This is a genomic window from Muricauda sp. SCSIO 64092 (assembly GCF_023016285.1).
Taxonomy (GTDB): Bacteria; Bacteroidota; Bacteroidia; order Flavobacteriales; family Flavobacteriaceae; genus Croceivirga.
This window is the reverse complement of the sequence record NZ_CP095413.1, coordinates 3331041-3351386: the sequence shown is the minus strand read 5'-3', so window position 1 is coordinate 3351386 and position 20346 is coordinate 3331041. Positions and strand designations below refer to the sequence as shown.

15 protein-coding genes and 1 pseudogene are annotated in these 20346 nt (G+C 41.9%); 10 read left to right on the top strand and 6 right to left on the bottom strand.

What is annotated here, in order from left to right; all coding sequences use genetic code 11:
* Window positions 1-89: 89 nt before the first annotated feature.
* Together L0P88_RS14195 and L0P88_RS14190 are read right to left on the bottom strand one after the other, a co-directional pair.
* A complete protein-coding gene (locus L0P88_RS14195) occupies window positions 90-1481 on the bottom strand; it encodes a RagB/SusD family nutrient uptake outer membrane protein (protein ID WP_247130579.1) in 1392 nt (463 codons plus the stop codon).
* 30 nt (window positions 1482-1511) lie between these two features.
* Window positions 1512-4538 carry a SusC/RagA family TonB-linked outer membrane protein gene (locus L0P88_RS14190; RefSeq protein WP_247130578.1) on the bottom strand — a complete coding sequence of 1009 codons (3027 nt, stop codon included), beginning with the start codon at window positions 4536-4538 and terminating at the stop codon, window positions 1512-1514.
* A gap of 211 nt (window positions 4539-4749) precedes the next feature.
* On the opposite strand from L0P88_RS14190, the gene L0P88_RS14185 reads away from it, so the two are divergent.
* The 4 genes from L0P88_RS14185 (at window position 4750) to L0P88_RS14170 (ending at window position 9991) form a co-directional block, all read left to right on the top strand.
* Window positions 4750-5349, top strand: coding sequence for a ribonuclease HII (locus L0P88_RS14185; RefSeq protein WP_247130577.1), 600 nt, complete (start codon window positions 4750-4752; stop codon window positions 5347-5349).
* A gap of 30 nt (window positions 5350-5379) precedes the next feature.
* Window positions 5380-7833, top strand: a complete 2454-nt coding sequence (locus L0P88_RS14180) for a ribonuclease HII (RefSeq protein ID WP_247130576.1) — start codon at window positions 5380-5382, stop codon at window positions 7831-7833.
* Window positions 7834-7949: 116 nt separating this feature from the next.
* The gene (locus L0P88_RS14175) at window positions 7950-9284 is read left to right on the top strand and encodes an OmpA family protein (protein WP_247130575.1); all 1335 of its coding nucleotides are present in this window, start codon (window positions 7950-7952) and stop codon (window positions 9282-9284) included.
* A gap of 8 nt (window positions 9285-9292) precedes the next feature.
* Window positions 9293-9991: a hypothetical protein gene (locus L0P88_RS14170; RefSeq protein ID WP_247130574.1), complete on the top strand. Its 699-nt coding sequence runs from the start codon at window positions 9293-9295 to the stop codon at window positions 9989-9991.
* A gap of 17 nt (window positions 9992-10008) precedes the next feature.
* Here L0P88_RS14170 and L0P88_RS14165 read toward each other — a convergent pair.
* Window positions 10009-10149, bottom strand: a pseudogene (locus L0P88_RS14165) (lipoyl(octanoyl) transferase); the annotation flags it as partial.
* A 282-nt stretch (window positions 10150-10431) separates the two neighbouring features.
* On the opposite strand from L0P88_RS14165, the gene L0P88_RS14160 reads away from it, so the two are divergent.
* Window positions 10432-12228, top strand: coding sequence for a hypothetical protein (locus L0P88_RS14160; RefSeq protein WP_247130573.1), 1797 nt, complete (start codon window positions 10432-10434; stop codon window positions 12226-12228).
* A 525-nt stretch (window positions 12229-12753) separates the two neighbouring features.
* Here L0P88_RS14160 and lipB read toward each other — a convergent pair.
* Both lipB and L0P88_RS14150 read right to left on the bottom strand, forming a co-directional pair.
* Window positions 12754-13470 carry a lipoyl(octanoyl) transferase LipB gene (gene lipB, locus L0P88_RS14155; RefSeq protein WP_247130572.1) on the bottom strand — a complete coding sequence of 239 codons (717 nt, stop codon included), beginning with the start codon at window positions 13468-13470 and terminating at the stop codon, window positions 12754-12756.
* A 23-nt stretch (window positions 13471-13493) separates the two neighbouring features.
* On the bottom strand, window positions 13494-14237 hold the full coding sequence (locus L0P88_RS14150) for a hypothetical protein (protein WP_247130571.1): 744 nt from the start codon (window positions 14235-14237) through the stop codon (window positions 13494-13496).
* A gap of 152 nt (window positions 14238-14389) precedes the next feature.
* Between L0P88_RS14150 and L0P88_RS14145 the strand changes: the two genes are divergently transcribed.
* On the top strand, window positions 14390-15151 hold the full coding sequence (locus tag L0P88_RS14145) for an SGNH/GDSL hydrolase family protein (protein WP_247130570.1): 762 nt from the start codon (window positions 14390-14392) through the stop codon (window positions 15149-15151).
* Window positions 15152-15162: 11 nt separating this feature from the next.
* Here L0P88_RS14145 and L0P88_RS14140 read toward each other — a convergent pair whose 3' ends face one another.
* Window positions 15163-15318, bottom strand: coding sequence for a YqaE/Pmp3 family membrane protein (locus tag L0P88_RS14140; RefSeq protein ID WP_158775665.1), 156 nt, complete (start codon window positions 15316-15318; stop codon window positions 15163-15165).
* Between the two features lie 69 nt (window positions 15319-15387).
* Between L0P88_RS14140 and L0P88_RS14135 the strand changes: the two genes are divergently transcribed.
* The 4 genes from L0P88_RS14135 (at window position 15388) to L0P88_RS14120 (ending at window position 20308) form a co-directional block, all read left to right on the top strand.
* Window positions 15388-16446 (top strand): response regulator transcription factor, encoded by a 1059-nt coding sequence (locus L0P88_RS14135; RefSeq protein WP_247130569.1) that lies wholly within the window; start codon window positions 15388-15390, stop codon window positions 16444-16446.
* An 87-nt stretch (window positions 16447-16533) separates the two neighbouring features.
* Window positions 16534-17076 carry a thioredoxin family protein gene (locus L0P88_RS14130; RefSeq protein ID WP_247130568.1) on the top strand — a complete coding sequence of 181 codons (543 nt, stop codon included), beginning with the start codon at window positions 16534-16536 and terminating at the stop codon, window positions 17074-17076.
* 62 nt (window positions 17077-17138) lie between these two features.
* A complete protein-coding gene (gene lysS, locus L0P88_RS14125) occupies window positions 17139-18830 on the top strand; it encodes a lysine--tRNA ligase (RefSeq protein ID WP_247130567.1) in 1692 nt (563 codons plus the stop codon).
* Between the two features lie 47 nt (window positions 18831-18877).
* The gene (locus L0P88_RS14120; RefSeq protein WP_247130566.1) at window positions 18878-20308 is read left to right on the top strand and encodes an SLC13 family permease; all 1431 of its coding nucleotides are present in this window, start codon (window positions 18878-18880) and stop codon (window positions 20306-20308) included.
* Window positions 20309-20346: the final 38 nt, after the last annotated feature.

Genomic DNA, 20346 nt, shown 5'->3' with positions numbered 1-20346 from the left:
AAATAAAACTCAATAAAGTTAGTCACTCCTGAATCCCCTTAGTAAACTGCTCTTAAACAATAATCATCAATATTTGATGCGGTTTAAAATTAATATCCTGGATTTTGCTCAACAAAAGGAGATAAATCCCTGACCTGTTGCGGTATAGGAAAAATAGTGAGATTTTGCCCTGGCGCAGACTGGGCTTCTTGAGGCTGTCCTGGCCTTCTTAAATTCAAACCATTACGTAATAAATCCATTCTTCTTTGGCCTTCAAAAGCTAACTCTTTTCTTCGCTCGTTTAAAATAATATCCAAATCCACACTTCCTAAAGCACCTAATCCCGCCCTTGACCTTAATCTATTAATATCATTTACAGGCGTATCTCCTACACTGGTACCAGCCCTTAAGTTAGCCTCAGCCCTTGTCAAGTACATTTCAGTGACACGCATAACGGGAGCATCATCGGCGTTATTCACCCCATCAGGAAACTTATTTGTAAAAATAGCGTTTGGACTAATTGCTCCCGGACCTTCCTGGTTGAGTGTTGTAAATCGAAGGTCTCCAGCTTCTTCGGCATAGGCATCCAACAAATTTTGCGTGAACGGCACATCTCCACGTCCTTCTGGCTGAGGGTTACTTAAACCCGACCAACCTTGACCAGTATCTTGGCCATCTACTTCGTTATTAACTAAAGTAAATACATGCTCTGTAGCAGCAGGTTGATCAAAAAAGGTATAATCCGTAGCCAGTTCATAAAATGAATCACTTATCACCATATTCGCCATATTAGCTGCTTCTTCCCATCGCTCTTGGTACAGATATAATCTTGCCAATAACGCCCTTGCTGCACCAGGGTTTGCCTTAATCCTGGTACCGGAAGCCAAAAGAGGTATTACAGCTAGCAATTCAGATTCTACAAAATCCTGGACTTCTCCCAAAGTTGCTCTTGGGATTTCCAAACCGGTTTCTGAGGTTAAAACCAAAGGAACACTTAGATTCGAACGGCCTTGTCCTACTTGCAAAGGCTGTCCAAATACTGTAGAAACATTAAAATAAACCAAAGCTCTCATAAACCTTGCCTCAGCAATGGCCTGGGTTCTTTCGGCCTCTGTAAAGTCCTCTCCAGGCACAAGGGGAACATTATCAATCACCAAATTGGCTGCCCCAATGGTTTCATAATTATCATCCCATATTCCAAATATAGAAGTATTTGTTGCTAAAGTGGAATAAACACTAACCTGTTCAAATGTTGAAAAAGTACCTTCAAAGGCAACGTTGTCTGATTGCCACTCTGTCATAAACTGTAAAGTTCCGTTCAACACATCATCCTGTTGTGCCCTATTATATATTCCGACAACCGCCCCTAAGGCCGTGACTTCAGAGTTAAAAACAATCTCCTCCGCGATATCGTCTTCCGGTAATAATTCCAATCTATCTTCACATGAAGACATTACTATTAGAAATAGTGCCAGAATTATACTTAACTTATTTTTATTCATCTTATCCATAATTTTATAAATTAAATACTTTTAGAACGAAACATTCATTCCTAATGTAAATGTAGAAGCTTGAGGTACTGTAAAGAAATCCTGGCCAAGAGTACCTGCTCCATCCGCTCTATTGGATCCTTCCGGGTCGTACCCTTCCAAATCATCACTTTTAATGGTTAGCAAATTAGTGCCTGTTACGAAAAACCTAATGTTATTTAAAAATGTTCTGTCAATCAAGCTTCGCGGCAAGGTATAAGATAAAGTAACATTTTTTAACCGCACAAATGACGCATCCGCCAGCTGTGCCGTTGACGTTTGTGCGAACGTAAAGATGGTAGGGCTGCTGGGACTAGGCACAAACGCTTGATCACCCGGTTGCTCCCATACATTTAATAGTCTTGTAGTCTTGTTGAATCCACTAACTGGATTTTCAGTAAACTCTCGGGAGGTAAGTAACATATCATTACCAAAAGAATAATTGAATAATGTACTTAGAGACCAGTTTTTAAATGTGAAAACATTTGAAAACCCTCCTATAAAATCCGGGTTGCCCTGTCCCACTATTCTTCTGTCCGCGGCAGTTGGGCTTGTTGTTGGATTTCCATCAGCATCCAACCACTCTGTATCTCCAGTTTGCGAATTAACCCCAATATAAGGAATTAAATACCATGAGTTTGCAGATTCTCCTTCCACTGCTCTTTGTGGTGAATTGGCCAAAGAGCCTCCTATCTGTTCTACGAATCTTCTTCCCTGTTCATCCACACTTGACGTTTCGGGCAAAGAAGTTACCTCATTCACATTGTAGGCAATGTTAAAGTTTGAATTCCAGCTAAAGCCATCGGGATTATCAAAAATAACCGCATCAAGCGACAGTTCAAACCCTCTATTCTCCATTTCACCAACATTCTGAAGGACACTATTCAGACCATTATTAAAGGTAGGGTCCACCGGAACATTAAGAATTAAATCATCGGTTGTTCGGTTATAATATTCTAAAGTAAATGAAAGACCTCTGTTGAAAAAACTTGCTGAAAGTCCAATATCCCAAGTGGTTGTGCTTTCCCACTTTAAATCAGGATTCGCTAGCACAAGAGGTGTTAGCCCCGATTCTCCATTATAATTATTGGTTCCGAAAGTTCCCAAAGCAGGGAAGAAATTCGCAGCGGTGAATATTCTATCATTACCGGTTGAACCATAACTACCATTAAGCTTTAATCCCTGAATCCAATTTACATTCTGCATGAATGGTTCTTCTGATATATTCCATCCTGCGGCTAAAGACCAAAATGTACCAAATCGGTTATTGGCCCCAAATACCGAAGACCCATCTCGTCTTAAAGACCCTTCCAAAAGATATCTACCATTGGCATAATCATAAGATATCCTACTCAAGTACGACACTAAAGTAGTTTCGTCGCCACTGGAAAAAGTAGTCGGGAAAGTAGCCGCAGATTCTATATTACGTTGGTCGTCCGACAAGAATCCCGTACCATCTGCCCTTAAAACTCTAAATGCATTCTCTTCAAAAGAATACCCTGCAAGAATATTTAAAGTATGATCCCCAAAAGTTTTGTTATAGGAAAGCAAACTATTTACAATAGTTCTATTCTGTTGAGAAATTCTATTTAGTGCAAATCCACCCGGGGTTAACAACTCAACATCTCTTCGAATAGCCTCATCAAAATTTCTATCAACTCCCAGTTCTTGTTTAAAACTAAGGCCCGGTATAAATGATGATAGATCAAAGTTTAGATAAGCATTACCAATAATCCTGGTAGTATTCTGATCGTTTTGTTCTAAAACTTCCTGAGCAATAACATTACCCCCACCTACATTACCTGAGGTTCTAAAATTTCCATCCTCATCAAATGGCCCTCTGTCAGGTCTTTGCAATATGGCTACTGTGTACGGAGCACCAAAAGAATTTTCAGCAGGTGTAAGGTCGAAGTTGTTTTGCGATACATTCAGATTCATACCCGCAGTTAACCAATCAGTAGCTTTAGCCTCCACATTCGCCCGAAAGCTTGTTCGATCCAATGCACCGCCAATTAGTGGAACTTCCAGGTTTTCTCGTGTAGCACCTATAAAATAATTCACGTTTTCATTACCCCCGCGCACACTAATATTGCTACTAGTTGAAACTGCTGTTCTTGTAACGAGATCTATCATGTCAACATCATCACCACTATCTGTTAATAAGGTTTGCCCTGTTACTGACCTGATTGATGTTGTAAAGTCAATAAACTCTTGAGCGTTCATTAAATCCGGCGAGTCAGTAAGCGTGGAAAATGAAACATTCGTATTTATATCCACCGTTACTCTTCCATCCGTTCTTCCTCTTTTGGTAGTTATCAAAACCACACCATTTCCACCTCGGGAACCATATAACGCAGCAGCGGCGGCAGATTTTAATACTGAAATACTTTCTATGTCGTTAGGGTTGATAGTCGCCAAAGGATTAATCCCTTGCCCTGTTCCTTGAGCAAGCGTATTAAAAGTATCTCCCAGCACAACACCATCAACAACAAATAAAGGTCTGGAGTTACCCCCGATAGAATTCGTTCCTCTTATCCTAACTTCCGGAGCTGCTCCTATCGTACCTGAACTACTAACCACTTGAACACCAGCCGCTTGCCCTTGAAGTATATTTTGGGGAGAGTCTACCACCAAATCTTCAATGGCCTCACTATCCACTTCTGATATACTTGTAATTACTTTTTGCCTAGATTTTTCTCCGTATGCCACGACAACTACTTCCTCCAAAGCCTGTGCATCCTCCTCCATTTGGACATTTATAGTGTTGCCACTACCAACCGTCCTATTAACGGTAGCCTGCCCAATGTAGGTGAATCGAAGTACTTGACCTTGACTGGCAGTAATGGAGTAATTACCGTCAAAATCCGTTTGTGTTCCACTAGTGGTTCCCACCACAACAATGGAAACACCAGGTAAGGGGAGACCATCTTGGTCGGTCACATTACCCGAAATTGTTTTCTCTTGAGCTAAAGAGAAGGACATAGTTAACACCAAAAATGGTGTTAACATCCAAGTTAACATTGATTTCATTTAAAGATTATTTGAATTAGCGTTTCCAAAAATGATAATAAATTGTTAATATTCCAAAACTTAAAAGGGGCTCACCCCATTCAATGTTAATTTTAATCCAATAATTATTGATAATTCGTGCTAATGATCCTTTTATAGTAAAATCGTTAATTTTTTAACACATTGGATTAGTGTTGTCCAATGAATTTATGGCCACCCCTAAAGTTCTTGAATGCTAAAAAAATATAGGTTTCCCAATACATTGGCCGGAACGGATGAAGCTGGTCGGGGCTGTTTGGCGGGTCCGGTTACTGCCGCATCCATTATCCTACCCAAAGATTTTGAACATGAATCGCTGAACGATTCCAAACAGCTTTCGGAAAAAATACGCGACCATTTAAGGCCCATTTTGGAAGAAGGGGCCATTTCTTATGGAATTGCCCACGTGCACGAAGAAGAGATCGATTCCATAAACATTTTAAATGCTTCCATATTGGCCATGCATCGCTCTTTACAGCAACTCACCAAGGAACCGGAGTTTATTTTGGTTGATGGAAATCGGTTCAAGCCCTACAATGGTATCGCGCATAGCTGTATTGTAAAAGGTGACTCCAAATTCATTAGTATTGCTGCCGCATCAATATTGGCAAAAACACATAGGGATGCCTATATGGCCAAAATCCACGAAGAATTCCCCATGTACAATTGGATACGGAACAAAGGATACCCTACAAAGGAACATAGGGAAGCCATACGAAAACACGGCCTGACAAAATACCACCGCAAAAGCTTTAAACAGCTACCTGAACAATTGACTTTAGAGTTTGGGTAAAGGCTGTAACTTTGTGCTAAAGTCCTTTGCATGAAATTCAGCATCTTACTGGTTTTTCTACTTGTCCTTTCATGTACCATTGAAAAGAAGGAAACGGAATCCGACCTAAATTACTTTCCACCCAACGCAACGGTATTCATAAAAATTAACCACCCGGACAGTTTTAAGAGCGAACTTAAAAACAACGGTTTTATGGATAAGATGAAAGCCACATCCCTTTTTGCTTCCATCAGAAGAAAAATGGATGCCCTGGATTTCAACAAAATTGGGCAAAACTCAATTTTGGCGTTTTACCCGGTTGGGAAAGATAATCATGAGTTTATCCTACTTCAGGCATTGGACTCCATTCCATTGAATTTAGAGCGTTACACCGAAAGGAAAGTGGAGACCCTAAGCTATGAAAATCGACAAATCACCACATATCAACTCGATGATAGCACGTTCTATGCTGTTGCCATCGATGGCAAATCCGTAGTGAGTTCCTCCCAATTGCTTTTGGAAAATGTCATCCGGACAAAAGGTGAAAATCAGATTCCGAAAGCCCTCGAAAGATTGTTCCAAACAGCGAACACATTTAAATCGGCATCGCTCTTTTTCAATATGCAGACCAACTCCCTACTCTCTTCGGAACTTAAGACATTGGATGAAGCCAACATGGACATTTTTGCAGATTGGGTTTCTACGGATTTCACTACACAACAGGGGGATTTATTGCTCAGTGGAGTGGCCGTCGCCAATGATTCCACCAAAAAATTCATCAATTTGTTCAAGGGCACTGCTCCGCTGGTCGATCGAACGGCCTCCATAGCACCACAGAATGCATTTGCCATAGCCAGTTTTTCCTTTAATGACCATGAGGTGTTCCTCAATAACCAAAAGGACTTTTTGGATGTGGTATCGCTAAAAAAAGATATGGCCTTGAACATAGAGGAAGTGGGCGTAATCTATCTTAATGCTGGGAAAGCAGTAGTGGTACACGCCATAGATGACGAGGGCTTGAACCCAATTCTTGAAAGTGCAAAGGTGAATGCCACAAACTATCAGGGAAGTGAAATATGGCGATTAAACGACGATCAATTTGTGGAAGATCTGTTCAGTCCTCTCACAAAAAAGTTCAAATCAAACTTTTATACGGTATTTGAGAATGCCCATATTTTTGCCACGGACCTAAGTGCATTGCAGAATATCATTGCGAATAAACGAAGTGGTTTCACCTTTGACAAAGGAAGTCTGTACAAAGAAGTGAAATCCAGAATTGGCAGTGAATCTTCGCTACTTTTCATTTCTGGGGAAAAAGGGTTGAACCATTTCCTGGGGCAACACTTTAATCCAAATTTGGCAAAGGAACTTCAAGCAGAAAACTTGGAAAAAATAGGATTTGCCGCCCAGTTGATAAACGATAGGGATTTTTCACATTTCAATTTGTTGGTCACCAAAATCCAGAACGAACCCGCCAACAAATCCGTAGCTCCAATTTTCAATTTGGAATTGGACAGTGACCTGGTTACCGACCCTCACTTTGTAAAAAACCATAGAACCAACAAGCATGAGGTTGTGGTGCAGGATCAGGATAACTATCTGTATCTCATTTCCACCGAAGGCAAGGTTTTATGGAAAAGACAATTGGAGGGGAAAATTCAAGGAAGGATCCATCAGGTGGATATCTATAAAAATGGAAAGCTGCAACTTGCTTTCTGTACCAATAACCAATTCTTGGTCCTTGACAGAAATGGAGAGGAAGTTGCCCCTTTCAACAAAAAATTTGAAGGAGGCAACCTTAATCCATTGGCGGTATTCGACTATGAAAAAAACAGAAATTACCGATTTGTGGTGACCCAGGGCAAAAAGGTATACATGTATAACAGTGCCGGGGATATTGTATCCGGATTCACCTATACCGAAGCTGAAAGTCCCATCATTTCCAACCCAAAGCATTTTAGGATGGGGAAAAAGGATTATTTGGTATTTCAATTGGAAAATGGCCAATTAAAAATCCTGCATCGTGCGGGAGGCAATCGTATTACCGTAAATAGGACCATTGCCTTCTCTGACAATGAGGTCTTCCTGTACAAGAACAAGTTCTCCGTAACGGATAAAAAAGGGGTATTGCATCAGGTGGACATCAAAGGGAAATTGTCTGCGACCAAATTCAATTTGGGGGAAAATCACGGGATGTTCGCTACCAGTAAAACCCTGGTATTCATGGATGACAATATTTTGAACATTAAAGGAAAGAAAGTGGAGTTGGAGCTTGGGGTATATACCAAACCCAAAATATTCTATATCAATGATAAAATATATGTGGCCGTAACGGACCTACAGAACCAAAAAATCCATTTGTACGATAGCCAGGCAAAGCCCATCCCAAATTTTCCGGTATATGGAAATTCAGTAGTTGACCTTATTGATATGGACAACGACAAAAAATTGGAGTTGGTGGCCAAAGACCAGGAAAATTCCATTATCGTGTATACCCTGAATTAACTCCCTTTCACACAAAATTCAATGTAAACGATACATTCACAGCCTGTTCGATTTTCATTTTTTAATACTTTGAGTTGCCTAATTCCTTAGGCCAAACACTTAAAACACCTAAGAAAATGAAATCGACGTTTAGATCCGTACTGCTTGTTCTCACGATTACCGCTTTTTCAATACCGGCCCATGGACAATTTTTAAAGAAACTTGGTAAAAAGGCACAAAAAGCCGCTGAACGAACCGTTGAACGACGGGTTGAGCAAGAGTCCTCAAAGAAGACCGACCAAGCCCTGGATTCCATATTGGAGCCGGGAAAAGAGGGACAGCAAACGCCACCAAACCCAGACAGCCCCCAGGCCCCTAATAACGGTGGTGGCCAATCCCCCAATACCGAATCGGATACCAAGAATGGGGAACCGGCTCCCAGCGGGACAAAATCAATACAGGTATACAGCAAATTTGATTACGTGCCCGGTGACAAACCCTTGTTTTTTGATGATTTTGCCAACGATTTTATCGGAGATTTCCCTTCCAAATGGAATACCAATGGGGGCGGTGAAATTGTAACCTTGGGAGACTCCCAGGAAAAATGGTACGCCATTACCAATAGGAGCATAACGCTGCCCAATCTGGCGAATACGCTACCGGAGGACTATACCGTTGAGTTTGACCTTAAAGTTGTAAATCTTACGAAAAAAACCGGTTCAGGGGCGAGATTGGAGATTTACCTTACGGAAACCCCCAACCTTACCCTAAATGAAAGCTATGCAAGCAGTACGCTGAATTTTTGCCAGTACATTGCCATTGGTGTTCAGGTAACCAACAGGTTCAAGGACAACCCAAGTCCTATTTCCAATAGGTTGGCGCGCGATTTAAGGAACGTATATCAGGACATCATCCATATTTCAATTGCCGTGAACAAAAACCGATATCGCCTGTGGATAAACGAGAGTAAGATAGCGGACCTTCCCCAGTTCATCTATAAACCGGAACTTATCAACTATCTAAAGCTCAAGGTTGACGGAACCGATCTGGAGACCAGGAACGAAAGGGTTTTAATTGGTAACCTTAAAATTGCCGAAGGTGGTGTTGACTTAAGACGAAAGCTTATTGCAGAGGGAAAGATATCTACCAATGGAATTCTATTTGATTCGGGTTCTACCAATATAAAACCTGAATCCATGGGAATTATAAGACAGATTTATCAAGTCTTACAACAAGATGGTAGTATTAACCTAAAAATTGTTGGACATACCGATAGTGATGGTGCGGACGATGCCAACATGAAACTTTCCAAAGGTAGGGCCGATGCCGTAAAAAGTGCCCTGGTGAGCGTTTACGGTGTTGATGGCAGCCGTTTGATCACGGAAGGCAAGGGTGAATTGGAACCCGTTGCTGAAAACTCATCTCCCGAGGGCAAGGCCCAAAACAGGCGTGTTGAATTCATAAAACAATAAATCCGACCATGAAAAAAAAGTTTGTGACCATTCTTTCATTGTTCCTATACATTATGGCAATTAAAGCACAGGACAATTGCAGCACCTATTATCCAATGGCTGAAGGCACCTCTTACACCTATAATTTGTACAATAAAAAGAATAAGTTGGAAGGAACCACCGCCTATACCGTAACCAATGTGAACAACAATGGCAGCAACACTTCTGCGACCATGAAAATGAGGTTTGAAGATGCGAAAGGAAAAAATGCCTTTGAATCGGACTACACCATGACCTGTACGGGAGATGGTATAAAAATTGACTTCAAAAGCCTTTTCCCAAGTCAGATGCAACAACAATATGAAGCAATGAACCTTGAAATGGACATTACCGGGACGGATATTGAAATCCCGAACACCTTGTCTATTGGCCAGGAATTGGCCGATGCCAATATCAACGTCAACATGAGCATGGGTGGGATGAACATGAAGATTGAAGTCAATACCACGGACCGCACAGTGGTGGGTGAAGAATCCGTGACCGCCCCAGCGGGCACTTTTGATTGTTTTGTTATCTCAGCGAACACCTCTTCCAAAATGATGATGGCAAATCATGAAATGAGCGATAAAATTTGGCTGTCCAAAGGAGTGGGAATCGTTAAACAAGAGACGTATTCCAAAAATGGGAAACTGGAAAGTAGAATGGAATTGGAAACCCTTTCCAAATAGAAAGGGCAAACCGCGGTCTAGACCGCGGTTTGCCCGTTAAACAACTTTGCTTCAAACAGCGTTTCAAAATGCCGAAGAAGTTTTTGCTTTACCTCTTCCATATCAACCCTTTCCTTTCCTAGTTCAATATTTAAGGAAGTAACGGCCTTATCCTTTATCACATGCAGAATACAAGCGGGTGCAGCTCTAAAAAGCCTGCCCGTTCCGTTCAGGCGGCCCTTCATCTGGACACAAAGCCACTAATTTTCACTTCAGTCCAAAAAGTTTAAATCACCTCTATATGATCATATTCTTTAAACCTGATATAAATCATATGCTGTAAGTGTGAAAACCCAAAAATTTGTGGTGGCCAAATCTGTCTTAAAATATATATACTTCACAATACCGTGAAAATTTTCCATAAGCATTTTGCTGAACAAAAGACTTAAACAATTGATTAAATGACGAATGCACATTCCTTCCATATTCCCGTTATGGGAATCGGATTTACTGTAGATACTCCTTTAAAAGTTTCCTGTTTTGGAATAGACTCCGTGATCTCTTTGGTTGATGACATCCTTCTTGAAAAGCTACGAAAGATGTATTGTGAAAAATTCGAGGTGCCCTATCATGAAATTACTGAAAAAATGGAAGACTTTAGGGCAAAACGCATTACGTCCTATCTGGACTTGATACAGGACCTTGCCCAAAAAAAATTCGAGGAGTTTAAAAACACTACCGTGGAAACGGCCAATGGCATCAAGGAATATTTCAATATGCTGCCCAATTCATCTGAACTCAAACAGGAATTTATAAAAATGACCCAGGATTATTTCAATCTTGATGAAGTTGGAAATTGGGTAAAGGAGCATATGCCAATGGGCAGTATTGATGTCAATATCATGACCAAGGTGGATAAAGAAAATTATATCAAAAAAGAACGGCTTCCCAGCCAATTCAATGATGCCCATGCCGCGCTTAGGGGCTATGCCAAAAGTAGCCTACATTCATCAGTAATCCTCTCGGCCGGAATGAACCCAAGACTCTATAGTTATCTGGAGGAATTTGAAGATTTCCATCCAGATGAAAACGGGCACATAAAAAAGAAAATCGTTTTGAAGGTAAGCGACTACCGATCTGCGTTGATACAAGGGAAATTCTTGGCAAAAAAAGGAATATGGGTATCGGAATACCGCATTGAATCAGGACTCAACTGTGGGGGGCATGCATTTGCTACCGATGGCTATTTATTGGGACCTATTTTAAATCAATTCAAAGAAAATAGGGACAGCCTAATACAATCCGTTTATGACATTTTGGTATCAGCTTTGGAGAATAAAAACCATGTGGTGCCAAAGGCTCCGCCGACCCTTAAGATAACGGCACAAGGTGGCGTGGGCACCGAAGAAGAGCATGCATTTTTATTGGAGCACTACAATGTTGATTCCGTAGGTTGGGGCACTCCCTTTCTTTTGGTCCCAGAAGCAACTACAGTTGATGATTCCACTATGGCAAGGCTTATTGAGGCCAAGGAAGATGATTTGTACCTAAGTGACATATCACCTTTAGGTATTCCTTTCCATAGCTTAAAAGGGAACACAAAAGATGAAGAGAAATTTGCCCTTATGGACAAAGGAAGGCCGGGAAGCCCATGCCCGAAAAAATTTGTTGCATTAAACAAAGAGATGACCGATCTGGGAATTTGTGTGGCCTCAAGACTTTATCAACATTTAAAAATAAAAGAACTTGACAATCTTAAGCTCCCACAGGAACAATATCAATTGGAATATTGGAAAATAGTTGAGAAATCTTGCATTTGCGTTGGTTTGGGCACTTCTGCCCTGTTGGCCCATGGATTGGACACAACAACCGAAGGTCCTGGAGTTTCCATTTGCCCTGGGCCAAATATGGCCTATTTCTCCAAAGTAATGGTTTTGAAGGAGTTGATAGATCATATTTACGGAAGAATCAATGTAATCAACAGGGATGATCGCCCTAACATGTTCATCAAGGAATTGCACATTTATATTGATTTTCTTCAAAAGAAAATAGACGAAGCCAAAGAAGCCATTACCGATAAGCAAAAGAAGAACCTATCTACCTTCGCGAACAATTTAAAAGATGGCATTACTTACTATCGCACTGTTTTTAATGAGGTGAAAGGGAACTTTGAAGCAACCAGGACCCAAATCATATCTGATTTGGATTCAAGCATAAATACCCTCCACGTTTTGGGGGCTCAAATAGAGGAACTTTAATACCATTTCCATACTCAAAGTAACCCGATAAAAGTTTTTGAGTGCCCGTTTTGTGTCACACTATTATTTTTTGAGTTATTCCCGATTCACTTCGGAATCCCATTATACTGAATATTAGTTCCTTATGATGAAAACCTGAAACATGCTTTGAATGCGCTCAGTGTAAAAGTTCAGGTTGACGTAACCTTTTGTACGCACGGATATTCAAAAAAAGTTCTCTTTTACACCATACTTTAAAATAACGTGAGTTTTCGATATCATTTTTTATCAACCAAAATCCGTCAAATTGAGTGGTTTTTCGTAATGAAATGAAGAAAAATTGTATCGAAATTAGGATTTTGCAAGAAAATCACTTGCCTGCCGGCTGCAGGGCAGGCAGGTTTTTCGATACATTTTTGCTGTCGCAAAAACACTCAAAATGACGTAATTTTCTTACATCGAACTCACGCTAAAATAATTCAGCGCTTATCCAGAAATGAGAACCGATATGATTTGGACTTTAAAGGAAAATCGACAAGCCCCAACCTAGATTGGGATTCCTTTTTTTATCAATTCCGCTTCAAACAGCGTTTCAAAGTGCCGAAGAAGTTTTTGCTTTACCTCTTCCATATCAACCCTTTCCTTTCCTAGTTCAATATTTAAGGAAGTAACGGCCTTATCCTTTATGCCGCAAGGTATCATTAAATCAAAATAGCCCAAATCCGCATTGATGTTAAAGGCGAAGCCATGCATGGTCACCCAACGACTGGCGCGCACGCCCATGGCACATATTTTACGGGCAAATGGAGTACCCACATCCAGCCAAACCCCGGTTTCACCTTCAGAACGCTCTCCCTTAAGTCCGTATTCCGCCAGGGTCAAAATCACCATTTCTTCCAGGAACCTAAGGTATTTGTGGATATCGGTAAAGAAATTATCCAAATCCAGAATGGGATAACCTACTATCTGTCCCGGCCCGTGATAGGTAATATCACCCCCCCTGTTGATCTTATAAAATTTTGCCCCTTTCTCGGCCAATACCCCTTCATCCACAAGCAAGTTTTCCATATCACCGCTCTTTCCAAGTGTAAACACATGTGGATGCTCCACAAATAAAAAATGGTTGGGTGTGGGCAGATTCCGTTCTTCCCTTCGGTTCTTGATCTTGGCATCAACAATTCCCTTAAAAAGAAATTCTTGATAGTCCCAGGTTTCTTGGTAATCCTTTTGGCCTAAATCTTCTAGTAGGACTTTCTTGTTCATCCTACAAAAATACGAAGCCCCGATCAGTTCTCCAGTTCCACCTTTAGGTCCATGGATTTTGGATTTTTCATCATATCCAAAAAGTTCACTTCATATACCATGGTCTTTCCATCCATGGAAAAGGTTGCACCCTCCACATTAACACGCTTCACACGTTTTGGAAAATGGTACTTGAAGGTGTAGGTCGACCCGGAAAGAAACATTTCCGCGCCTTGCAAACTATCCAATTCCTGTTCAAACATAGTTTGATCCACAATGATAATCTTTCGGGTAAAAGTGTTGCCCCTAAGGGCATAGTTTACCTGGGTTGTAGGCGTTTTGGATTTCATGGGGGAGGTGCTGTCCGGGCCAATGGAAGGCCCAAGTGATCCTGCTTCTTGAAAAGCGTTGAAGGCATCATTGACCTCCGACACTTTTTTAAACTCACTGTACATATCAAAATTCATCGTGCCCTTTACATGGTCCACTACCATACGGATACTAAAGGGTTCCAATTTTTTCAATTTTGCTTGCTCTTCGGGAGGCAATTGCGCTATACTATCTTTCTTTTCTTCCAATAAATCCCTGAAAACCAATGTAGAATCGATGGCTTTTTCGGTAGAAAGCGTTGAATCCATGGACGCTAACATGGCCATCATCTCATTTCCATCAAAATGAATATTTAATTTCCCGGAACCATCTTCATTAAAGTAAATCTCTTCAGTAAAATTACAGGAGGGCAACAGTGTGGAAAACACTAAAATTCCCAAAAGTTTTGAAAAATTCATGGTTGGTTGAATTCGTTTTGTAAAGGTTGACTAGTTTGCAAGATAGACCATTCCGTCCTAAACCGCCAGACCCTTCAAGAATAAATATATCTGCTCTGCATACCAATGAATTCCTTGGTCATTTCTTTATTTTTATGTGAGTTTTGAGGTGTATGAAAAAAAAGAGCGTTGTTTTCCCATTACGGATGCTACTTCTGTTATTGGCAGTTTCTTGTTCCGATAGCGATACCACCTTATCCGAATCTCCCATCACTGAGCCGGAGGCCAGGGAACAAGGGGAAACCCCAAGGGAGGTTCCCATGGCGGAAAATGAATATTTTTATTTGGCCCTGGGAGACAGTTACACCATTGGGACTGGAATTGATCCCAGGGACAGTTATCCTTCACAGTTGGCATTGACGTTAAACAATAGGGTCGGTGTTTCGGTAAATCTTGAGGTTATTGCCACAAATGGTTGGCGTACCGACGACTTAATACGGGCTATTGAAGGGAAAAAAAGACAGGAATACAGTTTTGTCACTTTATTGATCGGCGTCAATAATCAATTTCAGGGCATACAGTTTTCAGTATTCCAGGACGAATTCAAAAAACTGTTGGACAGGTCCATAGCACTTGCTGAAAATCGACCTGGACAGGTCATCGTTATTTCAATACCGGACTATACCTATTCACCAAGGGGCAGGATTTATGAATTTGGAGGGACCACTTCGGACCAAATTGATGACTACAATACTTTTGCACGGAACACAGCAATTGAAAGGGGTTCGCGCTTCATTGACATTACGGATATTAGCAGGGAAGGCCTTAAACAACCCGATTTGATCGCTCCCGATAGCTTGCACTTGTCCGGGAAGGCATACAAACAGGTAATGGAACGGCTGTTGCCGGCTTTCGACAGGATTTTTCCAAACTAATCACGGCCATTTCAATTGGGATTGTTCAGAATAACCAAAGCGGCAATGACACCGGGAACCCAACCGCATAGTGTTAAAAGCAGCACTATAAGAAAAGATCCGCACCCCTTTCCAATGACGGCCAGTGGCGGAAAAATGATGGCTAATAATACCCTTATAAGACTCATGTTGATTTTGATTGATGTACCATATAGGTCTAAAAATAACGTAACTTGTTACAGAAAAAGACGATTTAAATGCGATTTTCTTTTCTCCTTTTTACCCTTTTGATCTTTGGGGCTTCCCGGGCCCAATTTCACTTTAAAGGACAGGTCTCCAAAGACTTTGCGAACAAAGAGGTCCATTTGTCCTTGGTGGAGGATTATCGCAGGACTTCCCGGGTGTATTTGGACCAGGTTTTTCAGAAAACCATTGCGGACTCCCTTGGATACTTCTCCTTTTCGGGAAATGCAATTCCTGAAACCAATCGAATCTATAGGATTCATGTGGATGCCTGTGAAAGCAGTACCGGTGATAAAAACCATATCATGGGTTTCTGTCCCGCTATGGAAAGTATACTGTTCATAGCAAACAACAGGGATACCCTGTCCCTGCCTTTGGGAATGGACCAACAGGCTTTCTGCGAAATCGTTTCCACAAACAATATGTCCGCTACGTTGTTACAATTGGATTTGCTTAAAGAAGAACTGATCGTGGATGTACTGGAACAAGAAACTGAGGTTGCCAAAAACATGACCTATAAAAAATGGATACGGCAATTTCAAATCACGAGTCTAAATACCGAGGAACCCCTGGCCGAATTGTATGTCTATAACTTTCTATCGAACAGGGGAAATGAAACCTATCCGTATTACCTTCAGGATCTACAAGAGAGCCCTTATTATGAGGGGTTAAAAAAACGATTGGGGGAAATCTACCCCACAGCAAGCTTTACCCAACAGTTCCAAAAAGAGCTTAAAGCCGATAAGACCCTTATTGCTGATGAAGAAACCATTGGAGCCCGTTTTAAACTGATTCATATCCTATATGTTGTCCTGGGAATTGCCGCCATTCAGGGAGTCCTCTATTCCTATGGCAGATGGAAACGCACAAAAAACCAAAATCCTTTTGATGCGCTATCCCCACAGGAAAGAAAAGTGTTGAACGCCATTTTGGAAGGAAAGTCCAATAAGGAAATTGCTACGGATTTCTTCATTAGCCTAAGTACGGTAAAATCACATATCAACAGTCTTTACAAAAAGCTGGGGATGTCCTCAAGGGACGAGATTTTTTCCTATTACAAGGGAAAACATTGATTTCGACCTGGGTCTAGTCCCTATTTCCAACCCAATCCCCTTTCCCAAAAAGTGTTTCTTGGTGATTTTCGGGAAAAACTGAAAATCATGAAAAATCTTTTTTTCCTAATGAGCATTGCCCTTGTTTTTCAACTGAAGGCACAGACCGCTTACCAAGAGATAGCAACACCCAATGGGGACCCCTTTCTCTTGGGTAAAATAAGTAAGGCCAATTTAAAGGCATCACCGTACCAGACCTGGTACAAAAACAATTATGAGGCCTATCCTGTGGATGAAAATCTAGTGTCCCTATTTAAAAAGGAACTGAACCAGCACGAGGTTGTATTGTTCCTTGGTACCTGGTGCGGGGACAGTAAACGGGAGGTCCCAAGAATGCTTAAAATACTCGAAACGGCCAATTTTCCGGAAAAGCAACTGAAAATCGTGGCGTTGGACCGAAGAAAGGACAACTATAAAAAAGGGCCTAATGGAGAGGAAATAGGGTGGAATATAAAACGTGTCCCCACGCTAATCCTTCTAAAAAACGGAGTGGAGACAAATCGCATTGTGGAGCGACCTGTGGATACCTTGGAAGAGGATCTGTTGGCGATCCTGACCAATTTGGACTACACACCCAACTACGCCAACTAAGCCATGGTCCCATACTATGAATTAAAGCGCAAAAGTGTAATTTTGCGCTTTAATTTTTGGCTATGCAATTATCCGAACAAGAGCTTGTACGACGAGAAAAACTGACCAAATTAAGGGAATTGGGCATTGATCCCTATCCCGCTGTGCTCTATCCCGTTGATACCAACTCCAAAAACATAAAGGAAGGTTTTGAGGAAGGGAAAAAGGTGGTCATAGCCGGTCGGTTAATGTCCCGTCGCATTCAGGGAAAGGCCTCTTTTGCAGAGCTTCAAGATAGTGAAGGACGGATTCAGGTGTATTTTAACCGTGACGAAATATGCCCTGGACAAGACAAAACAAGCTACAACGAGGTCTACAAAAAGCTGTTGGACATCGGTGACTTCATCGGAGTGGAGGGAACCCTTTTCACCACTCAGGTAGGGGAAAAAACGGTCATGGTCAAAAATTTCAAGATTTTAAGCAAATCCCTGCGTCCCTTGCCTTTACCCAAAGTGGATGCCGATGGAAAGGTCTATGATGAATTCAATGATCCCGAGTTGCGCTATCGACAACGTTATGTGGATTTGGTCGTAAATCCCAAAGTAAAGGAAACCTTTATCAAGCGCACCAAAATCACGAACAGTATTCGGGATTTTTATAATGAACGGGGGTATCTGGAAGTGGAAACCCCCATCCTTCAACCCATTCCCGGAGGTGCTGCGGCCCGGCCTTTCTTAACACACCACAACGCATTGAACATTCCCTTGTATTTGCGCATTGCCAATGAGCTGTACCTAAAGCGTTTGATTGTAGGCGGATTTGATGGGGTATATGAATTCTCCAAAGACTTTCGGAACGAGGGGATGGACCGCACCCATAATCCGGAATTTACGGTTATGGAACTCTATGTGGCCTATAAGGATTACCATTGGATGATGGAGACCACGGAGCAGCTCTTGGAAAAAGTAGCCAAAGATGCTACAGGGGGCACGAAAATAATCGTTGGGGATAATACCATCGAATTCAAGGCGCCCTATCCCAGGGTCCCTATTTTGGAGGCCATTAAAGAACATACGGGCATCGATGTTTCCGGCATGGGTGAAGCAGAACTCCGCGAAACGGCAAAAGGTTTGGACATTGAAGTCGATGGGACCATGGGCGTGGGGAAACTGATAGACGAGATTTTTGGTGAAAAATGTGAACACCATTACATCCAACCCACTTTTATCACCGATTATCCCAAAGAAATGAGCCCGTTGACGAAAGCCCATCGCAGTAAACCAGGACTCACGGAACGCTTTGAATTGATGGTCAATGGTAAAGAGTTGGCCAATGCCTACTCTGAGTTGAACGACCCCATAGATCAACGCGAACGTTTTGAAGAACAACTACGTCTCTCCGAAAAAGGGGATGATGAGGCAATGTTCATTGATCAGGACTTTCTTAGGGCCCTGGAATATGGAATGCCCCCAACTTCTGGAATCGGGATTGGCATTGACCGTTTAGTGATGCTCATGACCGATAACTCCAGTATCCAGGAAGTACTGTTCTTCCCACAAATGCGACCCGAGAAAAAGCAGGTGGAATTGACCGAGGAGGAAAAAATTATCATGGACATCCTAAAACCAAAAGGCGAAATGGTTTTGGCAGAATTAAAAACCGCAACCGGACTTAGCGGTAAAAAATGGGATAAAAGCACCAAAAACCTTTCGAAACTAGGATTGTTTCAAGTAGAAAAAAATGAAAATGGACTTTTTGCAAAGACAAAACAGTAAGTACTTTTCTTTCGGCATTGATAGAAATCCTTTAGCTTAGGGTCCCAATGGAACTCAGCAAAAAAATGGGCCTGATCCTGGGGCCCCTGGTTTTTCTTGTATTTCTTGGTCTCCCTTTTGAACTGGTATCCAAAAAAGGGGATTTGGTCATTGCCGTAGCCGTTTGGATGCTCTTTTGGTGGATTACCGAAGCGGTCTCCATTTCCGTTACCGCTTTATTGCCGCTGCTCCTATTCCCTTTGCTCAAAATTTTGCCTATCGCAGAGGTTGGGGCAAACTACGGTAGCCCCATTGTTTTTTTATTCTTCGGGGGCTTTGTTATGGCTTTGGCATTGGAGAAGGTGAATCTGCACAAACGCATTGCCTTGAATATTATCCGGTTAACGGGAACCACCCCAAACAAAGTGGTACTCGGATTTATGATCGCCACGGCCGCATTAAGTATGTGGATCAGCAATACGGCCAGTACCGTGGTTATGTTGCCCATTGCCCTTTCGGTCATTGGCCTGTTGATCAATGATGAGGATGGCTTCACCAAAAACGATCAAAATTTTGCGCTCAGTGTCATGCTGGGCATTGCCTTCTCCGCCAATGCGGGAGGGATCGCTACCGTTATCGGCACGCCCCCCAATTCGGTAATGATCGGGTTATTGGAAAATGAATATAACATCCAGATTTCCTTTTTAAAATGGATGACCCTGGGCCTTCCTTTCGCTGCCTTATTGATCAGTATTACCTATTTGGTCCTGGTCCGGTGGATGTTCCCCAACCGAGATCTACAGTTCAATGCTTCCAAAGAGGTCATTCATGAGGAATTAAAAAAATTAGGGCCTACCTCCGGTAAGGAAAAAATGGTTTTGGTCATTTTTGGCATAACCGTTTTTCTATGGATTTTCCGAACACTTATCAATTCGGTTTTCCCAACATTGGGATTGTCGGATACCATGATAAGCATATTTGCGGCCATTGCCCTTTTTGCGGTTCCCTACAATGCCAAAAAAGGGGAGTTCATTATTCGGTGGCAAGACACTTCCAAATTGGCCTGGGGAATATTGATTCTTTTTGGGGGAGGACTGGCATTGGCAAAGGGTATGTCCGTCAGTGGTATTGTGGATTTGGTGGCCAATGCGATTGCCCAAAGCGAAATCAGTATCCTCTTTACCGCTTCACTGCTCATCTTATTAATGTTGTTCATGACGGAACTCATGAGCAATGTCGCCCTGGTTGCGGTTTTAGCTCCGGTAGTGGCCGGTATTGCCATTGGCCTTGGCCTTCCCATCCTTTATCTCTTGATTCCCGTGACCATGGCCAGTAGTTGTGCTTTTATGTTGCCTATGGCCACGCCGCCCAATGCCATTGTTTTTGCCAGTGGTTATGTAAAAGTGCCCCAAATGGCCCGGGTTGGCATCGTCCTAAACTTAATATCCGTCGGCCTTTTAATTCTGGTCTTTCAATTTGTGGTCCCCCTACTTTTCTAAACAAAAAAAGCCCAAAACTGGGCTATATATTGTGCTGC